Annotated in this window: 13 protein-coding genes and 1 tRNA gene; all 14 read left to right on the top strand. The window is 33.7% G+C overall.

Features of this window, described 5'->3' with window-relative positions; all coding sequences use genetic code 11:
* The first annotated feature begins 14 nt into the window (after window positions 1-14).
* The 14 genes from murG (at window position 15) to AAC069_RS01640 (ending at window position 20,725) form a co-directional block, all read left to right on the top strand.
* Entirely contained in the window at window positions 15-1,109 is a 1,095-nt protein-coding gene (gene murG, locus AAC069_RS01705) for an undecaprenyldiphospho-muramoylpentapeptide beta-N-acetylglucosaminyltransferase (RefSeq protein WP_339918796.1), read from the top strand.
* An 18-nt stretch (window positions 1,110-1,127) separates the two neighbouring features.
* Entirely contained in the window at window positions 1,128-2,477 is a 1,350-nt protein-coding gene (murC, locus tag AAC069_RS01700) for a UDP-N-acetylmuramate--L-alanine ligase (RefSeq protein ID WP_339918795.1), read from the top strand.
* A complete protein-coding gene (locus tag AAC069_RS01695) occupies window positions 2,464-3,186 on the top strand; it encodes a cell division protein FtsQ (RefSeq protein WP_339918794.1) in 723 nt (240 codons plus the stop codon). Before murC ends, AAC069_RS01695 begins: the two co-directional genes overlap by 14 nt.
* A 7-nt stretch (window positions 3,187-3,193) precedes the next feature.
* Window positions 3,194-4,573, top strand: a complete 1,380-nt coding sequence (gene ftsA, locus AAC069_RS01690; protein WP_091083873.1) for a cell division protein FtsA — start codon at window positions 3,194-3,196, stop codon at window positions 4,571-4,573.
* Window positions 4,574-4,632: 59 nt separating this feature from the next.
* Complete coding sequence (gene ftsZ, locus AAC069_RS01685; RefSeq protein ID WP_339918793.1) at window positions 4,633-6,567, top strand: cell division protein FtsZ; 1,935 nt, start codon at window positions 4,633-4,635, stop codon at window positions 6,565-6,567.
* Between the two features lie 316 nt (window positions 6,568-6,883).
* The gene (locus AAC069_RS01680) at window positions 6,884-7,333 is read left to right on the top strand and encodes a GatB/YqeY domain-containing protein (protein ID WP_339918792.1); all 450 of its coding nucleotides are present in this window, start codon (window positions 6,884-6,886) and stop codon (window positions 7,331-7,333) included.
* Window positions 7,334-7,398: 65 nt separating this feature from the next.
* Window positions 7,399-7,472: transfer RNA gene (locus tag AAC069_RS01675), tRNA-Arg, on the top strand.
* A gap of 105 nt (window positions 7,473-7,577) precedes the next feature.
* Window positions 7,578-8,387: a zinc-dependent peptidase gene (locus AAC069_RS01670; RefSeq protein ID WP_339918791.1), complete on the top strand. Its 810-nt coding sequence runs from the start codon at window positions 7,578-7,580 to the stop codon at window positions 8,385-8,387.
* Window positions 8,388-8,490: 103 nt separating this feature from the next.
* A complete protein-coding gene (locus tag AAC069_RS01665) occupies window positions 8,491-8,922 on the top strand; it encodes a CBS domain-containing protein (RefSeq protein WP_339918790.1) in 432 nt (143 codons plus the stop codon).
* A gap of 297 nt (window positions 8,923-9,219) precedes the next feature.
* Window positions 9,220-11,952 (top strand): substrate-binding domain-containing protein, encoded by a 2,733-nt coding sequence (locus tag AAC069_RS01660; RefSeq protein ID WP_339918789.1) that lies wholly within the window; start codon window positions 9,220-9,222, stop codon window positions 11,950-11,952.
* A gap of 397 nt (window positions 11,953-12,349) precedes the next feature.
* The gene (locus AAC069_RS01655) at window positions 12,350-13,888 is read left to right on the top strand and encodes a glycoside hydrolase family 32 protein (protein WP_339918788.1); all 1,539 of its coding nucleotides are present in this window, start codon (window positions 12,350-12,352) and stop codon (window positions 13,886-13,888) included.
* A 754-nt stretch (window positions 13,889-14,642) separates the two neighbouring features.
* Window positions 14,643-15,959, top strand: coding sequence for a sugar porter family MFS transporter (locus AAC069_RS01650; RefSeq protein WP_339918787.1), 1,317 nt, complete (start codon window positions 14,643-14,645; stop codon window positions 15,957-15,959).
* 5 nt (window positions 15,960-15,964) lie between these two features.
* Window positions 15,965-17,563 (top strand): glycoside hydrolase family 32 protein, encoded by a 1,599-nt coding sequence (locus tag AAC069_RS01645; protein WP_339918786.1) that lies wholly within the window; start codon window positions 15,965-15,967, stop codon window positions 17,561-17,563.
* A 12-nt stretch (window positions 17,564-17,575) separates the two neighbouring features.
* Window positions 17,576-20,725: a TonB-dependent receptor gene (locus AAC069_RS01640; protein WP_339918785.1), complete on the top strand. Its 3,150-nt coding sequence runs from the start codon at window positions 17,576-17,578 to the stop codon at window positions 20,723-20,725.

The following is a 20,725-nucleotide window of genomic DNA, read 5'->3' as shown; positions in this document are numbered from 1 at the left end:
AAAATTTCTATATAATGAGGCAATACAAATTCATATTAAGTGGTGGAGGGACAGGTGGACATATCTATCCTGCGATTGCTATTGCAAATGAATTAAAATTACGCTTTCCTGATGCCGAATTTCTTTTTGTAGGTGCCAAAGATAAAATGGAAATGCAAAAAGTACCTCAAGCTGGTTTCCAGATTAAAGGATTGTGGATTGCGGGTTTGCAAAGGAAAATAACTTTGCAGAACATGATGTTTCCATTAAAATTAGCCGATAGTTTATGGAAAGCAAAACAAATCATAAAAGAGTTTAAACCGGATGTCGTGATTGGAACGGGTGGTTTTGCCAGCGGACCATTATTGAAAATGGCCAGCATGATGGGAATCCCTACGGTGATTCAAGAACAGAATTCATTTCCGGGAATTACGAATAAATTATTAAGCAAAAAAGCAGATGCAATCTGTGTGGCATATGAAAATTTAGAACGATTTTTTCCAAAAGATAAAATGGTTTTAACGGGGAATCCGGTGCGTCAGGATTTAATTGACATTGATAGTAAAAGAACAGCAGCTATCGAGTATTTTAATTTAGATGCTGCTAAAAAAACATTATTGGTTCTTGGTGGAAGTCTTGGAGCAAGAAGAGTAAATCAGCTAATCGAAAAAGAATTAGGAAATATTCAAGACCAAGATGTGCAGGTAATCTGGCAATGCGGAAAATTGTATTTTGAGGATTATAAAAAATACAATTCGAATGCTGTTCAGGTTGTTTCTTTTATCGAAAGAATGGACTTTGTGTATGCAGCGGCAGATATTATTATTTCTAGAGCGGGAGCGTCATCAGTGTCAGAGTTATGTATTGTGGGAAAGCCGGTAATTTTCATTCCTTCTCCTAATGTATCTGAAGATCATCAAACTAAAAACGCAAAAGCTATTGTTGATAAAAAAGGTGCGCTTTTATTGAAAGAATCGGAACTTGAATCAGAGTTTAGCTTGGTTTTTGAAGCGTTATTAAAAGATAAAGGAAAACAAAATCAATTAAGTGAAAACATCAAACAATTAGCAATGCCTCTGGCGACAAAACAAATTGCTGACGAAATTGTGAAACTAATTAAAACTAAATAAAAACATACTTAAATCAATATGAACTTAAACCAAATACATAACGTCTACTTCATCGGTATCGGTGGCATCGGAATGAGTGCTTTGGCTCGCTATTTTAAAAATATCGGGAAACAGGTTTCTGGTTATGATAAAACGCCTACAGCTTTGACAAAGGAGTTGATAGAGAGTGGTATTGCAATTCATTTTGAAGATAGTATTGATATGATCCCTAAAGATTATTTCATCGAAAATACCTTAGTTATTATTACACCTGCTGTTCCTAAAACGCATTCTGAATGGAACTATTTTGTAGAGCGGGAATACAATATTAAAAAAAGAGCTGAAGTCTTAGGGATAATAACAAAGGATACGTTTTGTTTTGCAGTTGCGGGAACGCACGGAAAAACGACAACTTCCAGTATTTTAGGTCATATTTTGTATGAAAGTGGGGCTGATGTTACTGCTTTTATAGGAGGGATAGTTGAAAATTATAATTCGAATTTAGTAGGTAACGGAAAAACAGTTACCGTAGTAGAGGCTGATGAATTTGATCGTTCTTTTTTGCATTTACATCCTAATATTGCTTGTATCACATCAATGGATGCCGATCATTTAGATATTTATGGTACGAGTGATGCGATTGAAGAGTCATTTGTTGAATTTGCAAATAAAGTAGAAGATAAAAGCAGATTGTTTATAACGAAGGAGCTGCCTTTAGAAGGTGTGACTGTGGCGGTGAATGAAGATGCTGTATATAGTGCTATAAATGTTAGAATAGATAACGGGAGTTACATTTTTGATGTAAAAACTCCAAATGGAATTTTAAAAGATTTCCGTTTTGGATTACCTGGAAAGCATAATTTGATGAATGCTTTAATGGCTATCGCAATGGCAATAAATTTCGGCACCCCAACCGATGCCATTGCAATAGCCTTAGCTTCATTCAAAGGAATAAGAAGACGATTTTCTTATCAGATAAAAACGGATGATTTAGTGTACATAGATGACTATGCACATCATCCAACTGAGATTAATGCAGTCTATCAGGCGGTTAGGGAATTATATCCTACTAAGAAAGTTCTTGCTTTGTTTCAGCCTCATTTGTTCAGCAGAACAAAAGACTTTGCTGATGATTTTGCCAAAAGTTTATCTCAATTTGACGAGCTATTGTTGATGGATATTTATCCAGCTCGTGAATTACCGATGGAAGGAGTAACGTCGGAATGGCTATTGAATAAAGTGGATAATCGAAATAAGAAATTAGTCTCAAAAGAGAATGTGATAGAAAGTATTCTTGAAAGTGATGCTCAAATAATCGTGACGATAGGAGCAGGAGATATTGGGGAATTAGTAGGGTCAATTAAAAAAGCGCTAAATGAAAATATTTAACTGGACAAATACGAGATTAGTGCTCATGATTGGGGTTGTGATTTTCCTTTTTTCATTTACTTCAAATCGAAATGAAAACAGAAAACTTACTAAATCGGTGGTCGTTTTTGTTGGAGATAATGCTCTTTTTGTGAAAAGAGAAACGGTTAATAAATTGTTAATAGAAAATAAAGAGAATGCTTCAAGCATTGGAAAAGATAAATTAGATTTGAATAAGCTAGAGAGAAGACTGGATTCAAATGAGATGATTGAGAAATCAGATGTGTTTGTGAGTATAGATGGTGTTCTAAAAGCAGTAGTAAAACAAAAGACTCCGGTGGCACGGGTTTTAGATGGGAATGGCTCTTTTTATATTGATTACGAGGGAGGTGTGATGCCATTGTCAACTAATTTTACGGCCAGAGTTCCGCTTGTTTCGGGGATGATTAATAGAAAAAATAGCGAAAAATATGCCCAAGTATTTCGGGTGATTTATGACGATGATTTTTTGAAAAAAAACATCATTGCTGTTCAAATTATGCCCAACGGAAGGTTGAAAATGCTGAATAGGAATTATAATTATGAAATTGATTTTGGAAATGTCACAGATATGGAACAAAAATTCAAAGATTATAAGGCCTTTTTTCAAAAAGCAGTTTTAGATAGTTCGTTGTATAAGTATAAAAAAATAGATCTCAGATTTACAAAACAAGTAGTTTGCACTAAATAAATAGATAATGGAAAAAGAGAATGTTGCAGTGGGTCTAGATATTGGGACTACAAAAATTGTTGCCATGATAGGCAAGAAGAATGAGTATGGTAAGTTGGAAATTCTAGGAGTTGGTAAATCTAAAAGTTTAGGTGTTGCTAGAGGAGTGGTAAACAATATTACACAAACCATTCAATCAATTCAACAAGCAATTCAAGAAGCGGAGAATAACTCAGGCTATAAAATTAAGGACGTTGTTGTAGGAATTGCAGGTCAGCACATACGTAGTATTCAGCATACGGATTATATCAGTAGAAATAATCCTGAAGAAGTAATAGGAGGCGATGACATTCAACTTCTGATTGATCAAGTGAATAAATTGGCCATGTTGCCAGGGGAAGAAATAATTCATGTTTTACCTCAAGAATTTAAAATTGATGGTCAATCTGAAATCAAAGAGCCTATAGGAATGTATGGCGGAAGACTTGAATCTAGTTTTCACGTTGTAGTGGGACAAGCATCATCAATTAGAAATGTGGGACGTTGTATCCAAAGTTCAGGAATTGAATTATCAGGATTGACATTAGAACCATTAGCATCATCTGACGCTGTATTGAGTCAGGAAGAGAAAGAAGCTGGCGTTGCCTTGATTGATATAGGAGGAGGAACAACAGATTTAGCTATTTTTAAAGATGGAATTATACGCCACACTGCCGTAATTCCTTTTGGAGGAAATGTGATTTCTGATGATATAAAAGAAGGATGTTCAATCATTGAAAAACAAGCGGAATTACTGAAAGTAAAATTTGGTTCAGCTTGGCCAGGAGAAAATAGAGATAACGAAATTGTTTCTATTCCAGGATTAAGAGGAAGAGAGCCAAAAGAAATTTCTTTGAAAAACTTGTCAAAAATAATTCACGCACGTGTTGTGGAAATTGTGGAGCAAGTTTTTACGGAAATCAAAGCGTATGGACATGAAGACCCTCGCAAGAAATTAATTGCAGGAATCGTTCTTACAGGTGGAGGTGCACAATTGAAACATATTAAGCAGCTAGTGGAGTACATCACGGGAATGGATACCAGAATAGGATATCCAAACGAGCATTTAGCGGGTGACTCTGATGAAGAATTCTCTAGTCCATTATATGCTACAGCGGTAGGATTAGTAATGAACAGCATTGAGAATAAAACACAAAGTGCGGTGAGAATGGATGAAATAGCTCCGCCAAAAGCAGCGGTTTATCGCGCTCCTGTTGTTGAAAGTTATGATAGAAGAGAGGAAGAAGAGGAAGAGGTTGAGACAAGGACTAAAGCGAATAAAGAAGAATCTACTGGAGACAAGATAAAGAGATCATTTTTTGATCGTTATGTTGACAAGATTAAAGATTTTTTAGATAACGCAGAATAAGGGCATCGACCCAAATTAAAAATACAACAATTAATAATTAATATCAAAAACCAAATAAAATGATGAGCAACTCAGAATTTGGAAGTATTTCATTTGATTTACCAAAAAACCAATCAAATGTAATCAAAGTAATTGGTGTAGGTGGAGGCGGAAGTAACGCAATAAACCACATGTTTAAACAAGGAATTAAAGGAGTAGACTTTATTGTTTGTAATACTGATTCTCAGGCATTGCAAAGCAGTTCAGTTCCTAATAAAATTCAACTTGGTGTGAACTTAACTGAAGGACTTGGTGCAGGAGCAAATCCTGACGTCGGTCAACAATCAGCTATAGAAAGTATCGCTGAAATCGAAAAGATGTTGGATCGCAATACCAAGATGGTTTTTATTACTGCAGGAATGGGTGGTGGTACCGGTACAGGTGCTGCACCAGTAATTGCACAATTAGCTAAAGAAAGAGAAATTCTTACTGTAGGTATTGTAACACTTCCATTCTTATTTGAAGGTAAAGTTCGTCAAGAGCAAGCTAAAATAGGTATCGAAAAACTACGTAAACAGGTAGATTCTTTAATTGTTATTAACAACAATAAATTAAGAGAAGTATATGGAAATCTTGGTTTCAAAGCTGGGTTTTCAAAAGCTGATGAAGTTTTGGCTACTGCGTCTAGAGGAATTGCAGAAGTTATAACGCATCATTATACTCAAAATATAGATTTACGTGATGCTAAGACAGTTTTGTCTAATAGCGGAACTGCGATAATGGGATCGGCTGTTTCCGAAGGTGAAAACAGAGCTAAAGAGGCGATTGTGTCTGCTTTAGATTCTCCTTTACTAAATGATAATAAAATCACAGGTGCCAAAAACGTATTGTTGCTCATCGTTTCAGGTTCTAATGAAATCACTTTAGATGAAATAGGGGAAATTAACGACCATATTCAAAATGAAGCGGGTCACAATGCCAATATTATTATGGGTGTTGGTGAAGACGAAACATTGGGTGATGCCATTGCAGTTACTATTATTGCAACGGGTTTTGATATTGAACAGCAAAATGGAATTGTAAATACAGAGCCAAAAAAAATAATTCATACATTAGAGGATGAGCAAAGAAGTGTTCATAATCTATCACAAAATACAGTAGCAGCATTCGATTTAAATGCTGAGAAAACGGTTTCAAGTTCTGATGAAAGAGTTGTTTTTGATCTAGTAGAAGATGATGAAACTAGAGAAGCTGTAGTTCCTGTTGCAGGAAACGAAGACTTGATGGCAATGTCAGAGTTTATTAAGAACTTAGATGTTACTTTCGAAATTGTTTCCCCTATCAAGGATATTGATTTCACTTTTACTACTCCAAAAGCTGCAGAAGTAAAAGAAGTACAACAGCCTAAAGCGTTAGAAAGACAAGAACAAACTACTTTCTCTTTTGATTTACCAATACACAAACCGGAACCAGTACAAAAAGTGGAAGAAGATAAAGTATTGTTTGAATTAACTAATGAAACACGTGAGATCAAAGTGAATCAACCGGTTCAATTTGTACCAGTAACTGAATTATCAGACAAAGGAATTATTAAATATTCTCTTGAAGAGTATATGGAGGTTGAGGATAATTTTACAACTTCTAAACCAGCTGTAAAAGTTGTGGAAGAAGTTATTCCTGCTGAGTTAAACATTACGATGAAGCAAGTTGATAAGACAACAGAGGCACCTTCAAGGTTTGAGGAAATTTCTCCTATGGAAATGACAATTGAAGAGACTTTGAAGCTTAGAGCTGATGAGAGAAGAAAGAAACTAAAAGAATTCAATTACAAGTTTCATAACAATGTTTCTAAAATTGATGAGTACGAAAGAGAGCCTGCCTATAAAAGATTAGGAATAGACATCTCAAATACACAGTCAAACAATACAAATTCGAGAATATCTGTTGGAACTGATAGTAACAATGATTTACAGTTGCGTTCTAATAACTCTTTTTTACATGACAATGTAGATTAACACTCTCATAAACCAATATGATTTAACCCGAAAATTGAATTTAATTTTCGGGTTATTTTTTTTATCTTCGCACACACAATACGGGGTTATATTTTATGGGCCCATATCCTGCTGTCGTTTCAAGCTTTTTCTCGAAAATGCTTTTTTCAAAGCCCTTAAAAGAGCTTCCTTTGGTCGCTTTTTAAGTTCAAGAAAAAATGCAATTTCTCAAAAAAAAAAGGCTTTTCACTATCATCAGGGGCAAAAAAATAGATGCTTTTGCATAAATCACTTATAAGTAAACTAAGCAGCATTGCTTAATTAAATAAAAACAAAAATGAGTTTATCAATACAAATCATGGACGATATTAAAACGGCCATGAGAGCTAAAGATACAGTAGCTTTAGAAGCTTTAAGAGCAATTAAATCGGAAATCCTTTTAGCTCAAACAGCTTCAGGTTCAAAAGAGGAAATCACTGCAGCAGACGAGATTAAATTACTTCAAAGATTAGTAAAAACCCGTAAGGACAGCGCTAAAATTTTTACGGAGCAAAACCGTATGGATTTAGCTGAGCCAGAATTGGCGCAAATTGCTGTAATTAAAAAATTCTTACCCGCTCAATTAAGCGAAGCAGAAGTAGAAGTGGTAATCGCAAAAATCATCGCAGAAACAGGTGCTTCAGGAATTGCGTCAATGGGTAAAGTGATGGGATTAGCTTCGGCTCAGCTAGGTGGAACTGCAGAGGGGAAAACAATCTCTGCAATTGTAAAAAAACTTTTAGTTTAAAAACACAGTAGTTGATTAACGATTTTAGATCACAAATCTAAAATCGTTAGTCAATAATAATTTTTGGCTGCGTAGTTCAACTGGATAGAATATCAGATTTCGACTCTGAGGGTTGCAGGTTCGAACCCTGTCGCGGCCACATAAATAGAAGCAACAAAATGACAAAATAATTTTGCCGTTTTGTTGTTTTTTTTGTTTTTAAATGTGATAGTTTTGAAGGAACAATACTGCAACGACAATAAAGATGATTACTGCGATTCAATTTTTTCTAATTGTATTACTCGGCATTAGTATAGCCGTAATTATTGTTGAACCTATATATGTGTTTGTTTTTAATAAACCGTTTTATATTCATTGGTATCCATTTAGAAGAAAACTTAGTCATATACAACGAGATATTCTAAGAAAGGAATGTGCTTTTTATCGCAGCTTATCAGATAAGAGGAAATTGTTTTTTGAGCATCGTACGGCCACTTTTATCGCTAGATATAAATTTTTTGGAAAAGGCAATTTTGTTGTTACGGATCAGAGTAAGGTGTTAATTACTGCTACATATGTAATGATGACCTTTGGGATGCGACATTATCTGATTGGGATTTTTAATAAGATAATCATTTATCCACAGCACTATTTATCTACTATAAGTAATGAGTATCATAAGGGCGAGTTCAATCGGGGATTGAAAGCTGTAGTTTTCTCATGGAAAGACTTTCAGGAGGGGTTTCTTTTTGACAATGATAATTTGAATCTAGGCATACATGAATTTAGCCATGCTTTGTACTTTCATGGATTGAAGAGCAGGGACCAAAGTGCTGTCGTTTTTTCGAGTACTTATGTTAAAATACAAGAATATTTAGTGCAACCTAATACACTGGAAAAAATAGTTTTATCTGATTATTTCAGGATTTATGCCTATACAAATCAGGTGGAATTTTTAGCCGTAATTTTAGAACATTTCTTCGAAACACCTCATATTTTTAAGAAGGAGTTTCCGGAACTTTATAATAATGTTAGAGACATGATCAATTTCGATGAAAAAGATTCAAATTTCTAAATTTAGTTTTTAGAAAGGTACTTACGGCGTTATTAATTGTAGCAGTTTGCTATGATCTGCTTTTTTAGTTGTAAATTTAAGTTCAATTAAAAACGATGATGTCATGAAAGAGAATGTACCAGTGTCCGTAATTATGACTAAGAATGTAATTAAGCTTAATCTTTCGGATGATTTAACAAAGGCCGAAGCCTTATTTAAAAAACATAAAATCAGACATATTCCAGTTGTGAATAACCACAAAATAATTGGGTTGCTAAGTTATACTGATTTGTTGAGGGTTTCGTATGCAGATGCAGTCGATGATCAGGCTAAGGATGTTGAATCCATAGTGTTTAATATGTTTACCGTTGGACAGGTAATGGCAAAAGATATAATTGAGATTTCTTCCGAAACCACTATAAAGGAGGCTGCTGAAATTTTAGCTAATAATGAGTTTCATGCTCTTCCCGTTTGCGATAATGAGGTGTTAATAGGTATGGTTACGACAACAGATTTAATGAGATATTTACTGCAGCAATATAACGTCGTGAAATGAAAACTGGAACCTCATAAATAAATCACGACTGGCATAATATGTAGGTTGAATTATGCTGTATTGTTAAAGGATCATCCAGCTAATTTAAATTATAACAGTATTTTTTTTATATATTTGTTTTTCAAATTCTCTAATAAATTTCAGATAACATTGTTAAAAGAAATTTATCTTCAACTTTTTCATATACTTAAATAATCTATCCAAAAAAAAAGCGGACTATTTCTGCACTAACTTAGCATTTGCCGTAGTTGTTAGTATTAGTTGGCTAATGATATACTATAATAAACCAATCAAACCATGAAAAGAAGCACTTTATATATACTGCTTTTAAGTCTCGTTTTAATACAGAGCTCTTGTAATTCACCAAGCAAAGACAAACATAAAATTTCTATAGGATTCTCACAAAGTATTGATCACGATATTTGGCGAAAATCAATGGACCATGCTATGCAGGTGGAGGCCGCAATTCATCCTGAAATTAACCTTACTATATACAATGCAAATAGGAAAGCAAGTAAGCAAATTAGAGACATTCAGAAATTCATTGATAAAAAAGTAGATGTTATTATTGTTTCTCCTTTTGAATCAGATTCTATAATCCCCGTTATTGAAAGAGCAAATGTAATAGGGATTCCCGTAATTATTGTTGATAGAAAAGTAAATACGCTGAATTACACGGCCTATATTGGAGCAGATAATGTTGAAGTAGGACGAATTGCAGGGCGACATATTGTTTCTTTATCAAGGGGGAAAGCAAATGTAATTCAAATTAAAGGGGCTTCCTACGCTTCACCTGGTTTGGAAAGGAGTATGGGGTTTAGCCAAATTATAAGTCAATATCCTAACATCAAAGTAATTTCTATAGATGCTCAAAAAGATGAGTTGCCTGAGGATGCGTTTGTCAAAACTTTAGAAAGGTTTCCCAGTATCAATTATGTATATGCCTATAATGATGTAATTGCGTACCAGGCATGGAAGGTGGCAAAAGAAAAAATAGCAACGAATCAAATAAAATTCATTGGTGTTGATGGAATTAATGGGCCAAATGGAGGTATTCAACTTGTTAAAGACGGAGTTTTAGAATCCACTGTTTTATATCCTACAGGAGGGAGTGAAGCTATTAAATTAGCATTGAAAATAGCTAATAAAGAGATTGTGCCTAAAAATAATAAACTCAATACCATATTAATTGACTCAGTTAATGCGGATATTATGAGCAATCAATTGGATAAGATAACAATTCAACAATCTGACATTGAGCAACAACAGGGTGTTATTAGAAGTCAAGAAGAGAAATATGTTACTCAAAGTAACCTTTTAAAGCTTTTGTTTTTTCTATTTATGTTGGCACTAGGTTTAGTTTTCTTCAGTATTTATTCTCGTATAGCAATAAGCCGTAAAAAGATAGAATTGGAAGAGACAAATAAAAAAATTGTTAGTCAAAGAAATGAAATTGAAAAATTTTCTGAAGAATTAAAACTAAGTAATGAAGCAAGAGTTAATTTTTTTACAGGTTTGTCTCATGAATTTAAAACGCCTTTGACTTTAATTTTAAGTTCTGTCGAATCTTTGAGTATTGAACTTAAGAATAAAGGGATTTCTGTAAATAATGAAATTAGCCTGATGTATAGTAATTCCAAGAGATTACTCCGCTTAATCAATCAATTATTAGATTATAGAAAAGCCGAAGATAAAAAGTTTGTGTTAAGAGCTTCAAAAACTAATATTTTAGACTTTTCAAAGAATATTATTGCAGATTTTGAACGGGAGGCTAAAAAGAGAAATATTGATTTTTCATTGACAACTAACAATCCGGAAGTAGAAGTTTATATGGATCGAAATCTTATGGATAAAGTCTATTTTAATTTATTGTCAAATGCCTTCAAATTCACTGCTGAAAAGGGTAAGATTTCGATCGTAATAAAAGAAGACAAACCCAATAAAATCGTTAAAATTTATTTTAAAGATTCGGGTATTGGGATTCCAGACAAAGAATTTAAAGAAGTTTTTAATGCTTTTTATCAAGGTTCAAATAATTATAGAAATAGTTCCGGAATTGGGCTTCATCTTTCAAAATCTTTTATAGAGTTGCATAAAGGACGTATCGAAATTAATTCAAAAAACGGCGCCGAATTTATAATTACAATTCTATTAGGGAAAGAGCATCTAGAAGATAAAGAAATCATAAAAGATTCTGTATTAGTTTATGATGATCATCCAGATTATATAGATTCTGAGGATATTCAAAAGGTAGAACCCCAAAACACTGAAGATAAATACTCCATTCTTTACATAGAGGACAACAAAGAATTATTGGATTTTGTTTCTCTTAAGCTTTCAATGGAATACTCCATCTATACCTCAGACGGGACCAATGCCTTTGAACGCGCATTAGAGTTAATCCCGGATGTTATTATATGTGATTTAAATTTACCGGATAAAAACGGCTTCGAAATTTGCGAGCTACTTAAGAAAGATTTAAGAACATCCCACATTCCTGTAATTATATTAACGGCTTCTGATGATCTGGAATCTTATTCTAAAGCATTGGGGAGTGGAGCAGATTTATTTCTATCGAAACCTTTTAGTATAAAATCATTATCACAATCCATAAAGAGCTTGCTTTTTAACAGAGAGAAGGTACGCTTTTATTATTCAAATAACATTAAAAATATCGTCACTAATGTAGATGTTAATTTTGGCATTTCTGAACAGGATTTTCTTAGAAAGTTGAATGATTTGATAGAAAAAAACATCGATAAATCTTTATATACTGTTGAGGAATTGGCCAAAGACTTAAATATATCGCGCGTACAATTGTATCGTAAAGTAAAAGCAATTTTGGGAATTAGTGTTAGTGATTATATTAACAATATTCGATTAGAAAAGGCAAAAGAACTTCTTTTAAATTCTAATCAAAATATTTCGGAAATTGCCTATTCATTAGGGTTTTCTTCGCCAAATTATTTTTCAACTTCCTTTAAAAATAAATTTGGAGTTACGCCTAAAGAATATAAAAGTAAAAAGTAAATTACTTTCGACGGAACCATTTTCTTCTTAACAAAAAAATAGCGTAACATAATTGTACTTTATGTAACGTAAGAGCAACTACAATGAAGTAGTTGCTTTTTTTTATACGCATAATATATTGTTAGTCAATATCTTGAGTTTTTTTTAATGATTTAATAAAGCATTGTATGAAACTGCACCATTCTTGGTATAAAAGCTGATTTTTTTTAAATATCTTGTTTGTTGAATTCAAGATCTAAACATAATTAATTTTTTGTTTGATTTGAAATTACAGCTGCGAAAGGTCTTGGAAGTTTTTAATTTCTTTTTTATCGCTTCTTTTTTCTGATAGAAATATTTAATATGAGAGTATAAAGTCTTTTTTATGTACTTAGTAATTCTCGTAAATCATCAAAATATGAAAATAAGCCTTAAGTTTTTGTGCCTTCCATTTTGTTTAGCATCATTTAATAGTTGCACTAAAGAGGATAAACCAACTGAAACCTCTATTGTAGAAAAAAACGCCCCGGCGTGTCAAACTCTTAATGAAGGGGATAATGTGTATCGCACATTCTTTAAGCCTTCTGTGGGTTGGGTTGGTGATCCCATGCCATTTTATGAAAATGGTATTTTCCATCTTTTCTATTTGTACGATGCTAGAAATACATTGCCTACTTTTCACCCATGGCATAAAGTAACTACATCTGATTTTGCAACGTTCACCGATCCTAGTGAAATGATAGCCACAGGAACTGCGAATCAGCAGGATGGTGCATTGGGAACCGGATCTGTTTTTAAAAGGAATGGTGTTTATTACGCTTTCTATACAGGTCATAACGGAAATCTTGATCCTAAAGAAAAAATTCTGCTAGCAACTTCTACGGATTTAAAAAATTGGATCAAAGATCCTTCCTTTTTATTTCAGGCCTCTTGGGGATACGATCGCAATGAATTTAGAGATCCAATCGTCATAGAAGATAAAGGTACAGGAACATATAAAATGTTGATTGCGACACGTTCTGAGGTTGGTTTAGTTTCTAACAGCACTGTGCCATGGCGAGCGGTGATCGCGCAATACAGTTCTGCTAATTTAAGAGATTGGATTTTGGAAAAGCCATTTTATGAGGATACAACTACCTTTATAACTGAATGTCCTGATGTGTTTACGATGGGTGATTATCAGTATTTGATTTATTCAAATATTGATGATCGAATGGTACACTATAAATACCGTTTACTGACAGCCAATACTTGGATTACTCCCGTAAATAGTGCGTTAGATGGAATTGCTTTCTACGCTGGAAAAACAGTTACCGATGGCATGAATCGGTATATAGCAGGATGGTGTCCTACAAAAAACAAAAATAGTGATGCAGGTATTTTTGATTGGGCTGGATCGCTTGTAACGCATCGACTTGTACAGCATCCAAATGGAACATTAGATATTGCGATACCTAATGGTGTCGATAGCAAGTTTAGTGTTAATAGAGCTTTAAATGCGAAAATAGGCTTAGGAACTACAAAGCAAGGAGAGGCCTATACATTGAAGGCTAATGCATCTGAAAAAGCATTTTCAGTGTTTGACAGAGAAACTGGATCATTTAAAATTAAAACACATATAAAAGCGACATCATCTACTCAATTTGGTTTTGAATTTGGAGCCTGTGGAACGCGAAATGAAGTATTTGCCATTGTATTTGATTTAGCCAAAAATCAATTAAGATTAGATAAAGTTATAAAAAATGCGGCCTCGCTAAATCTAACGAAGCTTCCGCTAAATGTTCCGGCTAATAAAGAGTTTGATATTACAATCATTGCTGAAAATTCTGTTTGTGTGATATACATTAATGACGAAATTGCTTTTACAAACCGTATCTATAAAATGAATCAGAATCCGTGGGCTATTTTTGCGGATAATGGTGAAGTCACTTTTTCCGCCTTAAAAATTTTTAAATAATAAGGAGTATAGAAAAGGATAACTTTAGTCTTTTTAATCTTTATTATAACCCCAGTTTTATAAAGGTTCAGGTTTAGTAATTAAAATTAATTCTGTTCGTTTTTTACTTTTTTACCTGCGTAATGTTAAAATCAAAACCATCAAAATCTAATTTTGATGGTTTTTTTATGGCTCTACTTCAATGGAATAAATCTGCTGCTTTCCGTGCTGGATGTAAATTGAGAATCTGGGTTCGAGTGCCTTTTGCATAATAAAACGGAGCAGAAGATACATTGGGAATTCTATAAATATAAGTTGTCTTTCTTGTTGCAATTCCGATAGCCAGATATAAAAACAGCACTGAATCTTGAGCTCACATTGCATTTCATCTGTTTAATTTTTCCTAAAAGCTTTAGAATACTTCATAATATAGAATTGATTAATAGATTCATTTTTTTTATAAATTATTTTTGAACTTCCTGTAAAAATAAATTTAAAATTTTATTAATTAAATAAAATTAATCAAGTGACTTTTTTTATTTCTGAATATCCATTTTCAAGAAATAACATGTGTAACATAATTGTATTCTATGTAACATAATTAGAACTATAACGAGATAGTTGTTTTTGTTGTACGGCTGTTAGCTATTGCTATGTATGAGGTTTTGACTTTTTTATACTTTTTTTAAGAGGTATGAATCTATTTGTAACATCTGTAAAATACCAATCTTTTTTTTGCGCATAAATTAGCAATTCAATATAATAATTATACATAATGAAAAAAATAGTTGTTTGGGCTTTGATTGCCTCATTAGCAGGTTTCTTATTTGGTTTTGATACAGTCGTTATTTCTGGAGCAGATAAAAAACTTCAGGTTCTTTGGAATTCCTCGGATACATTCCACGGTACAGTTGTTATGGGAATGGCATTATGGGGAACCGTTATTGGAGCAATATTTGGTGGGATTCCTACTAATAAGATTGGAAGAAAGAATACTTTATTATGGATAGGAATATTATTCTTGTTTTCCGCAATTGGATCAGCTTTTGCCAACAACCCATTTATATTCGCTGCTTTTAGATTTATTGGAGGTTTGGGTGTTGGTGCATCAACAATTGCAGCACCAGCATATATATCAGAAATTGCTCCTGCAAAAGATAGAGGAAAACTAGTTGCTTTTTATCAATTCAATATTGTTTTAGGGATACTTATGGCTTTTTTGTCTAATTACCTTTTAAATGATGTGGGTGAGAATTCATGGAGGTGGATGATGGGAGTACAAGCAATTCCATCTGTGATTTATCTTTTATTAATGATTTCTATTCCTAAAAGTCCAAGATGGCTCTTGTCTAAGTTCAGGAACGAGGAAGCTAGGAAAGTATTGCGAATAATGGGGCAAGAAGCTGATTATGAAAAAATAAAAGAAGAGATAGATAAAGATAATAACGACGCCTCCCTTGCAAATGACACTATATTTTTGAAGAAATACAGAACACCCCTAGTGTTGGCCTTTTTAATGGCCTTTTTCAATCAATTATCTGGAATTAATGCTTTTTTATATTATTCTAGCAGGATTTTTCAGGAAGCGGGTCTTGGAGAAAGTACAGCTTTACTTAGTAGTATTGGAATTGGTGTGGTGAATTTGATTTTCACTCTATTGGGAGTTTTCTTAATTGACAAATTAGGACGTAAAGTATTAATGTACATTGGTTCTGTAGGATATATTATCTCACTTTCACTTGTAGCAATGGCTTTCTTTTTTCACTGGGGTGGAATAGCTGTTCCCGTTTTCTTATTCCTATTTATTGCCGCACATGCAATAGGACAAGGTGCTGTAATTTGGGTTTTTATTTCCGAAATTTTCCCAAATCATTTAAGGGCATCTGGGCAGTCCTTTGGTAGTACTACACATTGGGTTCTGGCGGCTATTATTCCATCATTAATTCCGTATCTATTTTCTACAGTAGGACCGGGAGTTGTATTTTTGTTTTTTGCAGTGATGATGGTTTTTCAACTTTTATTTGTTGCATTTATGATGCCGGAAACAAAAGGAATCTCTTTAGAAGAACTTAGTAAAAAATTAATTAAATAGAAATTATGAAAACAATAGTTAAAAAGGAATTTTTCAGACTCTTGTGTTGCATTATTGGTACAGTTGTCTCAGTAGGGTGCAAGCAATCTATAGTTAATGAAAAGAAGGATTACACGGAATCAGAATTATACAGACCTAATTTTCATTTTACTCCTAAAAAAGGGTGGATGAATGATCCAAATGGGATGTTTTACTATAATGGTTACTACCACCTTTTTTATCAGTATTACCCAGATTCAAATGTATGGGGACCTATGCATTGGGGACATGCCATAAGTACTGATCTCATAACATGGACAGAGAAGCCTATTGCGCTTTATCCAGATGAAAAAGGCTATATCTTTTCAGGAAGTGCGGTTGTTGATGTGAAAAACACTTCGGGATTTGGGAGCTTAAAAAACCCTCCTATGGTTGCCATGTTTACGTATCATGACATGAAAAAAGAAAAAGCGGGGGAGACTAATTTTCAGTCTCAAGGAATAGCCTATTCCTTAGATGAGGGTTTGACGTGGACTAAATATGAAGCGAATCCAATTATTAAAAACCCAAATATTAAAGATTTTAGAGATCCTAAAATGACTTGGGATGCCATTCATCAACAATGGATAATGGTATTGGCAGCAGGCGACAGAACAATGTTTTATGGTTCTAAAAATTTGAAAGACTGGAAGCTTCTTTCGGACTTTGGAAAGGATATTGGCGCTCATGGTGGCGTTTGGGAGTGTCCAGATTTTTTTCCTATGCTTGTTGAGGGTACTGATGATTACAAATGGGTTATGCTATTAAGTATTAATCCAGGAGGACCTAACGGAGGTTCTGCTACGCAATATTTCGTAGGTGATTTTGATGGAAATACATTCGTTATAGACGAGTCTTTTTCAAAAGATGTACAACAGCAAAAAGGGCTTTGGTTAGACTATGGAAGAGATAATTATGCGGGTGTTACTTGGTCCAACATATCTGAGGTGGATGGAAGAAAGTTATTTATAGGTTGGATGTCAAATTGGGATTATGCGCAAAAAGTACCAACAGAAACATGGAGAAGCAGTATGACGATTCCTAGAGAATTAGTACTCGTAAAAGAGGGTAGTCATTATATTGTTTCTTCTAAGCCTGTGAAAGAATTACAAAATTACATTGCAAAGACTATTAAAAAAGACGCACTTATAATAGATAAGGAAACGATTTTAATTGATAAGGGCTTGGTTGATTTGTCAAAGCTAGATATTCGCTTTTCTTTAAAAAATCTTAAAAAGGATGTTTACAGCTTTTCATTGTCGAATGATGCTAACAATACAATTCAATTTGGAATCAATAAAAAGGAGAATTACTTTTTTATTGATAGATCAAAATCAGGAAAAGTAGGTTTCTCTGATCTTTTTGCAAATACTATTTCAAAAGCTCCTTTTAAGGGAGAGTTTGATCAAATGGATGTAAGGATAATTGTTGATAAAACTTCAATAGAAATTTTTTATAATAATGGAAAAACGGTAATGACCGAAATATTTTTTCCAGATAAACCGCTGGAATACTTTTCGGTTTCTAAAGCAGAAACTAAATATACCATTGAAAACGTAATTATTAACCAACTAAATTTTAACTAAACTAACTAAATTATGAAACACAAAATTATTCTCTACTTAATCCTGATGGGGTCCTTTTTTTCTTTATCGGCTCAAAATATAGGAATTAAAGGAGTAGTAACTTCTTCTGAAGATGGGATGTCTCTTCCTGGAGCATCGGTACTAGTTTCTGGTACAAATATTGGAACTTCTACAGATCTAGATGGGCAGTTTTCAATTAACAACGTAGATAAAAACGCAAGTTTAATATTTAGCTATACAGGTTATGCTACTCAAACTATTAAGCTTAATGGTCAAACTACCTTAAATGTTTCATTGAAATCAGAGTCATTAAAATTAGATGATGTTGTTGTAACAGGTTATTCTAAAGAGAAAAAAGCTGATTTAACGGGCGCTGTTACAGTAGTAGAGTTGAAGCCTATAACGGGTCAGGCTTTGAGTTCTGGAAATGCTATGCAAGCTTTACAAGGAAGGGTTGCTGGTTTGACAATTGAAAAGTCAGGAGATCCGAGTGGCGCAAACAGTAGAATTTTAATTAGGGGGGTAAGTACACTTGGGAATACAGATCCTTTGTATGTTATTGATGGAGTTCCTACGGTAAGACCAGAGGTGTTCGCTAGTTTGAGCCCAAGTGCTATTGCTTCTATCCAAGTCTTAAAAGATGCTTCGGCCTCTTCTATTTATGGATCTAGAGCTGCTAATGGGGTAATCATTGTTACCACTAAAAATGCAGGAAAGAGCGATGTTACGACGGTTTCTTTCAGTACAAATGTTTCTGTTCTTTCTGAGAAAAAACAACGATACAAAATGCTTAATGCTTTAGATAGAGGAAAAGTGTTATGGCAAGCATCTGTTAATGACGGTGCAAGTCCATCTGGTGGATATGGTGAAATCTATAATTTTGATTGGAATAACGATTTTAGTAATCCAATACTGAATAGCGTAAGTGTAAAACCATTTGTAGGAGGAGATACTAATGTTCCTGTAGGGGATACGGATTGGCAAGATGCTGTATATCAAACCGGATTACTTGTAAATAATGACCTATCTGTTTCTGGAGGGTCTGAAAAAGCAAATGCAGTTTTGAATTTGGGATATCTAGATAATTCTGGGATGCTAAAATATACTAATTATGAAAGGTATTCTGCTAGATTGAATGCCAATTTCAAGTTGTTTAATGACAAAGTAAGATTTGGCGTCAACTCTCAATTTACCCAATCGAATGAAAGAAGTGCTGCTGGAGATGTAGGAAATGCTCCTACACCGGGTTTGGCTATATCTTTAGCTCCAACCATTCCCGTTTTTACTAGTACTGGCGAGTATGGTGGGCCTATTGGTTCTGGGTATTCAGATAGAAATAACCCATTGTTAATGCAATACTTGAATAGATGGGATAATACTAGAAAAATGTCGTTGTACGGAAATGTATTTACTGAAATTGACATTGTAAAAGGACTGACTTTTAGAAATAGTATTGGGATGGATTTTAATGATTTTAAGAATAAAAATATTGAACCTACTGTTAATAATGGATTTATTACCAGAAGTGTGAATAGCTTGGCTTTAGATACTAATAAATACTCAAGCTTAACAATCTCTAATACTTTAAATTATAGTTTAAGAATATCAGACCATAAATTTGGTTTCCTTATTGGAACGGAATCAACTAAAACTGATTTTAATTCTTTATACGGCCGTGCTGAAGGTTTTGCTGTTGAATCAGAATCTTATTTTACGCTTGCTGCGGCAACTGGGTCAAGAACGACTAACGGTACATCTACAGGAAGCAGATTACTTTCTCAGTTTGGAAAATTTAATTATGCTTTTTCTGATAGATATTTAGCTTCATTTACTATTCGTAGAGATGGTTCGTCAAGATTTGGTCAAGATAATAGATATGGTATTTTCCCGGCTGTTACAGCAGGTTGGAGGATAAACAATGAAGAATTTCTTAAAAATGTAACGGCAGTTTCAAACCTGAAATTACGTGCTGGTTACGGAGAAGTAGGGAATCAATCTATTGGTGATAATGCTCGTTTTGGACTATATGAAGCTAGATACGGACCGAATCAAAATGTATATTATCCAGATTTTTTCAATATTTATTACAATGTGGGTACTTCATATGATTTGAATGGGAATAATACAGGGAATTTACCTTCTGGATTTGTATCCATACAAGCAGCGAATTCAGGGTTAAAATGGGAAACGACCAAAGAGATTAACGTAGGTTTAGATTTTGGTTTTTTTGGAGATAAACTATCAGGTTCATTTGATTATTTTTCTAGAAATACCGAAGGAATCTTAATTGTTCCACCAGTAGCTTCAGCAGTAGGTGAAGGGCAACAACGATTTGTAAATGGAGCATCTACCGCAAATAAAGGATGGGAGCTTACAGTAGGATATGCAGAAACCTTATCTAATGGTTTGTATTTTAATGTAACCACTAATTTTGGTGCAACTAAAAATAAAATAACTGATTTACCAGAAGAAGTTAGAGCAGCATACCCTGGAACAGCAGCTAATTCGATAATTGGTCATTCTCAATTTGAAATTTTTGGTTATAAAACTGATGGCTTGTTTCAAAGTCAAGAAGACATTGATTCACATGCTACTCAAATCGCTTCTCGTTTGGGAGGTATTAAATATATTGATATCAATTCTGATGGAGTGATTAATTCTGATGATAGAACTTTTATCGGAAGTACTCTTCCAAAACTAGAATATGGTATTAACATTAGCTTAGCGTATAAAAATATTGATTTCTCCGTTTTCGGTTCTGGTGTAGCGGGAAGAATTGGACAGGATCCATATATCTATTGGAATAATTTTGTTCAGGGAAGAGAAAATGCAGGGCCAGGTACTTTAAATGCTTGGACTCCTACTAATACTAATACTGACGTGCCTTCTCTTTCATTAGCAAATAATGACAATAAAGTTTCTGATTATTTATTTAGAAACAATTCCTACTTCAAAGTTAGAAACATGCAAATTGGTTATTCGTTTTCAGATAAGCTAGTTGAAAAATCTGGATTCATTACTAGTTGCAGAGTATATGCTCAAGGAGAAAATTTATTTTGGTTTACACCAAAAGGATATATAGGACAGGACCCAGAGCGAACAGATGTTAACAGAATACCAGTACCAACGACATTGTCATTAGGTCTAAACATTAATTTTTAA

Source organism: uncultured Flavobacterium sp., assembly GCF_963974175.1.
In the GTDB taxonomy this organism is placed as follows: Bacteria; Bacteroidota; Bacteroidia; order Flavobacteriales; family Flavobacteriaceae; genus Flavobacterium.
This window is presented reverse-complemented; position numbering and strand designations above follow the sequence as displayed.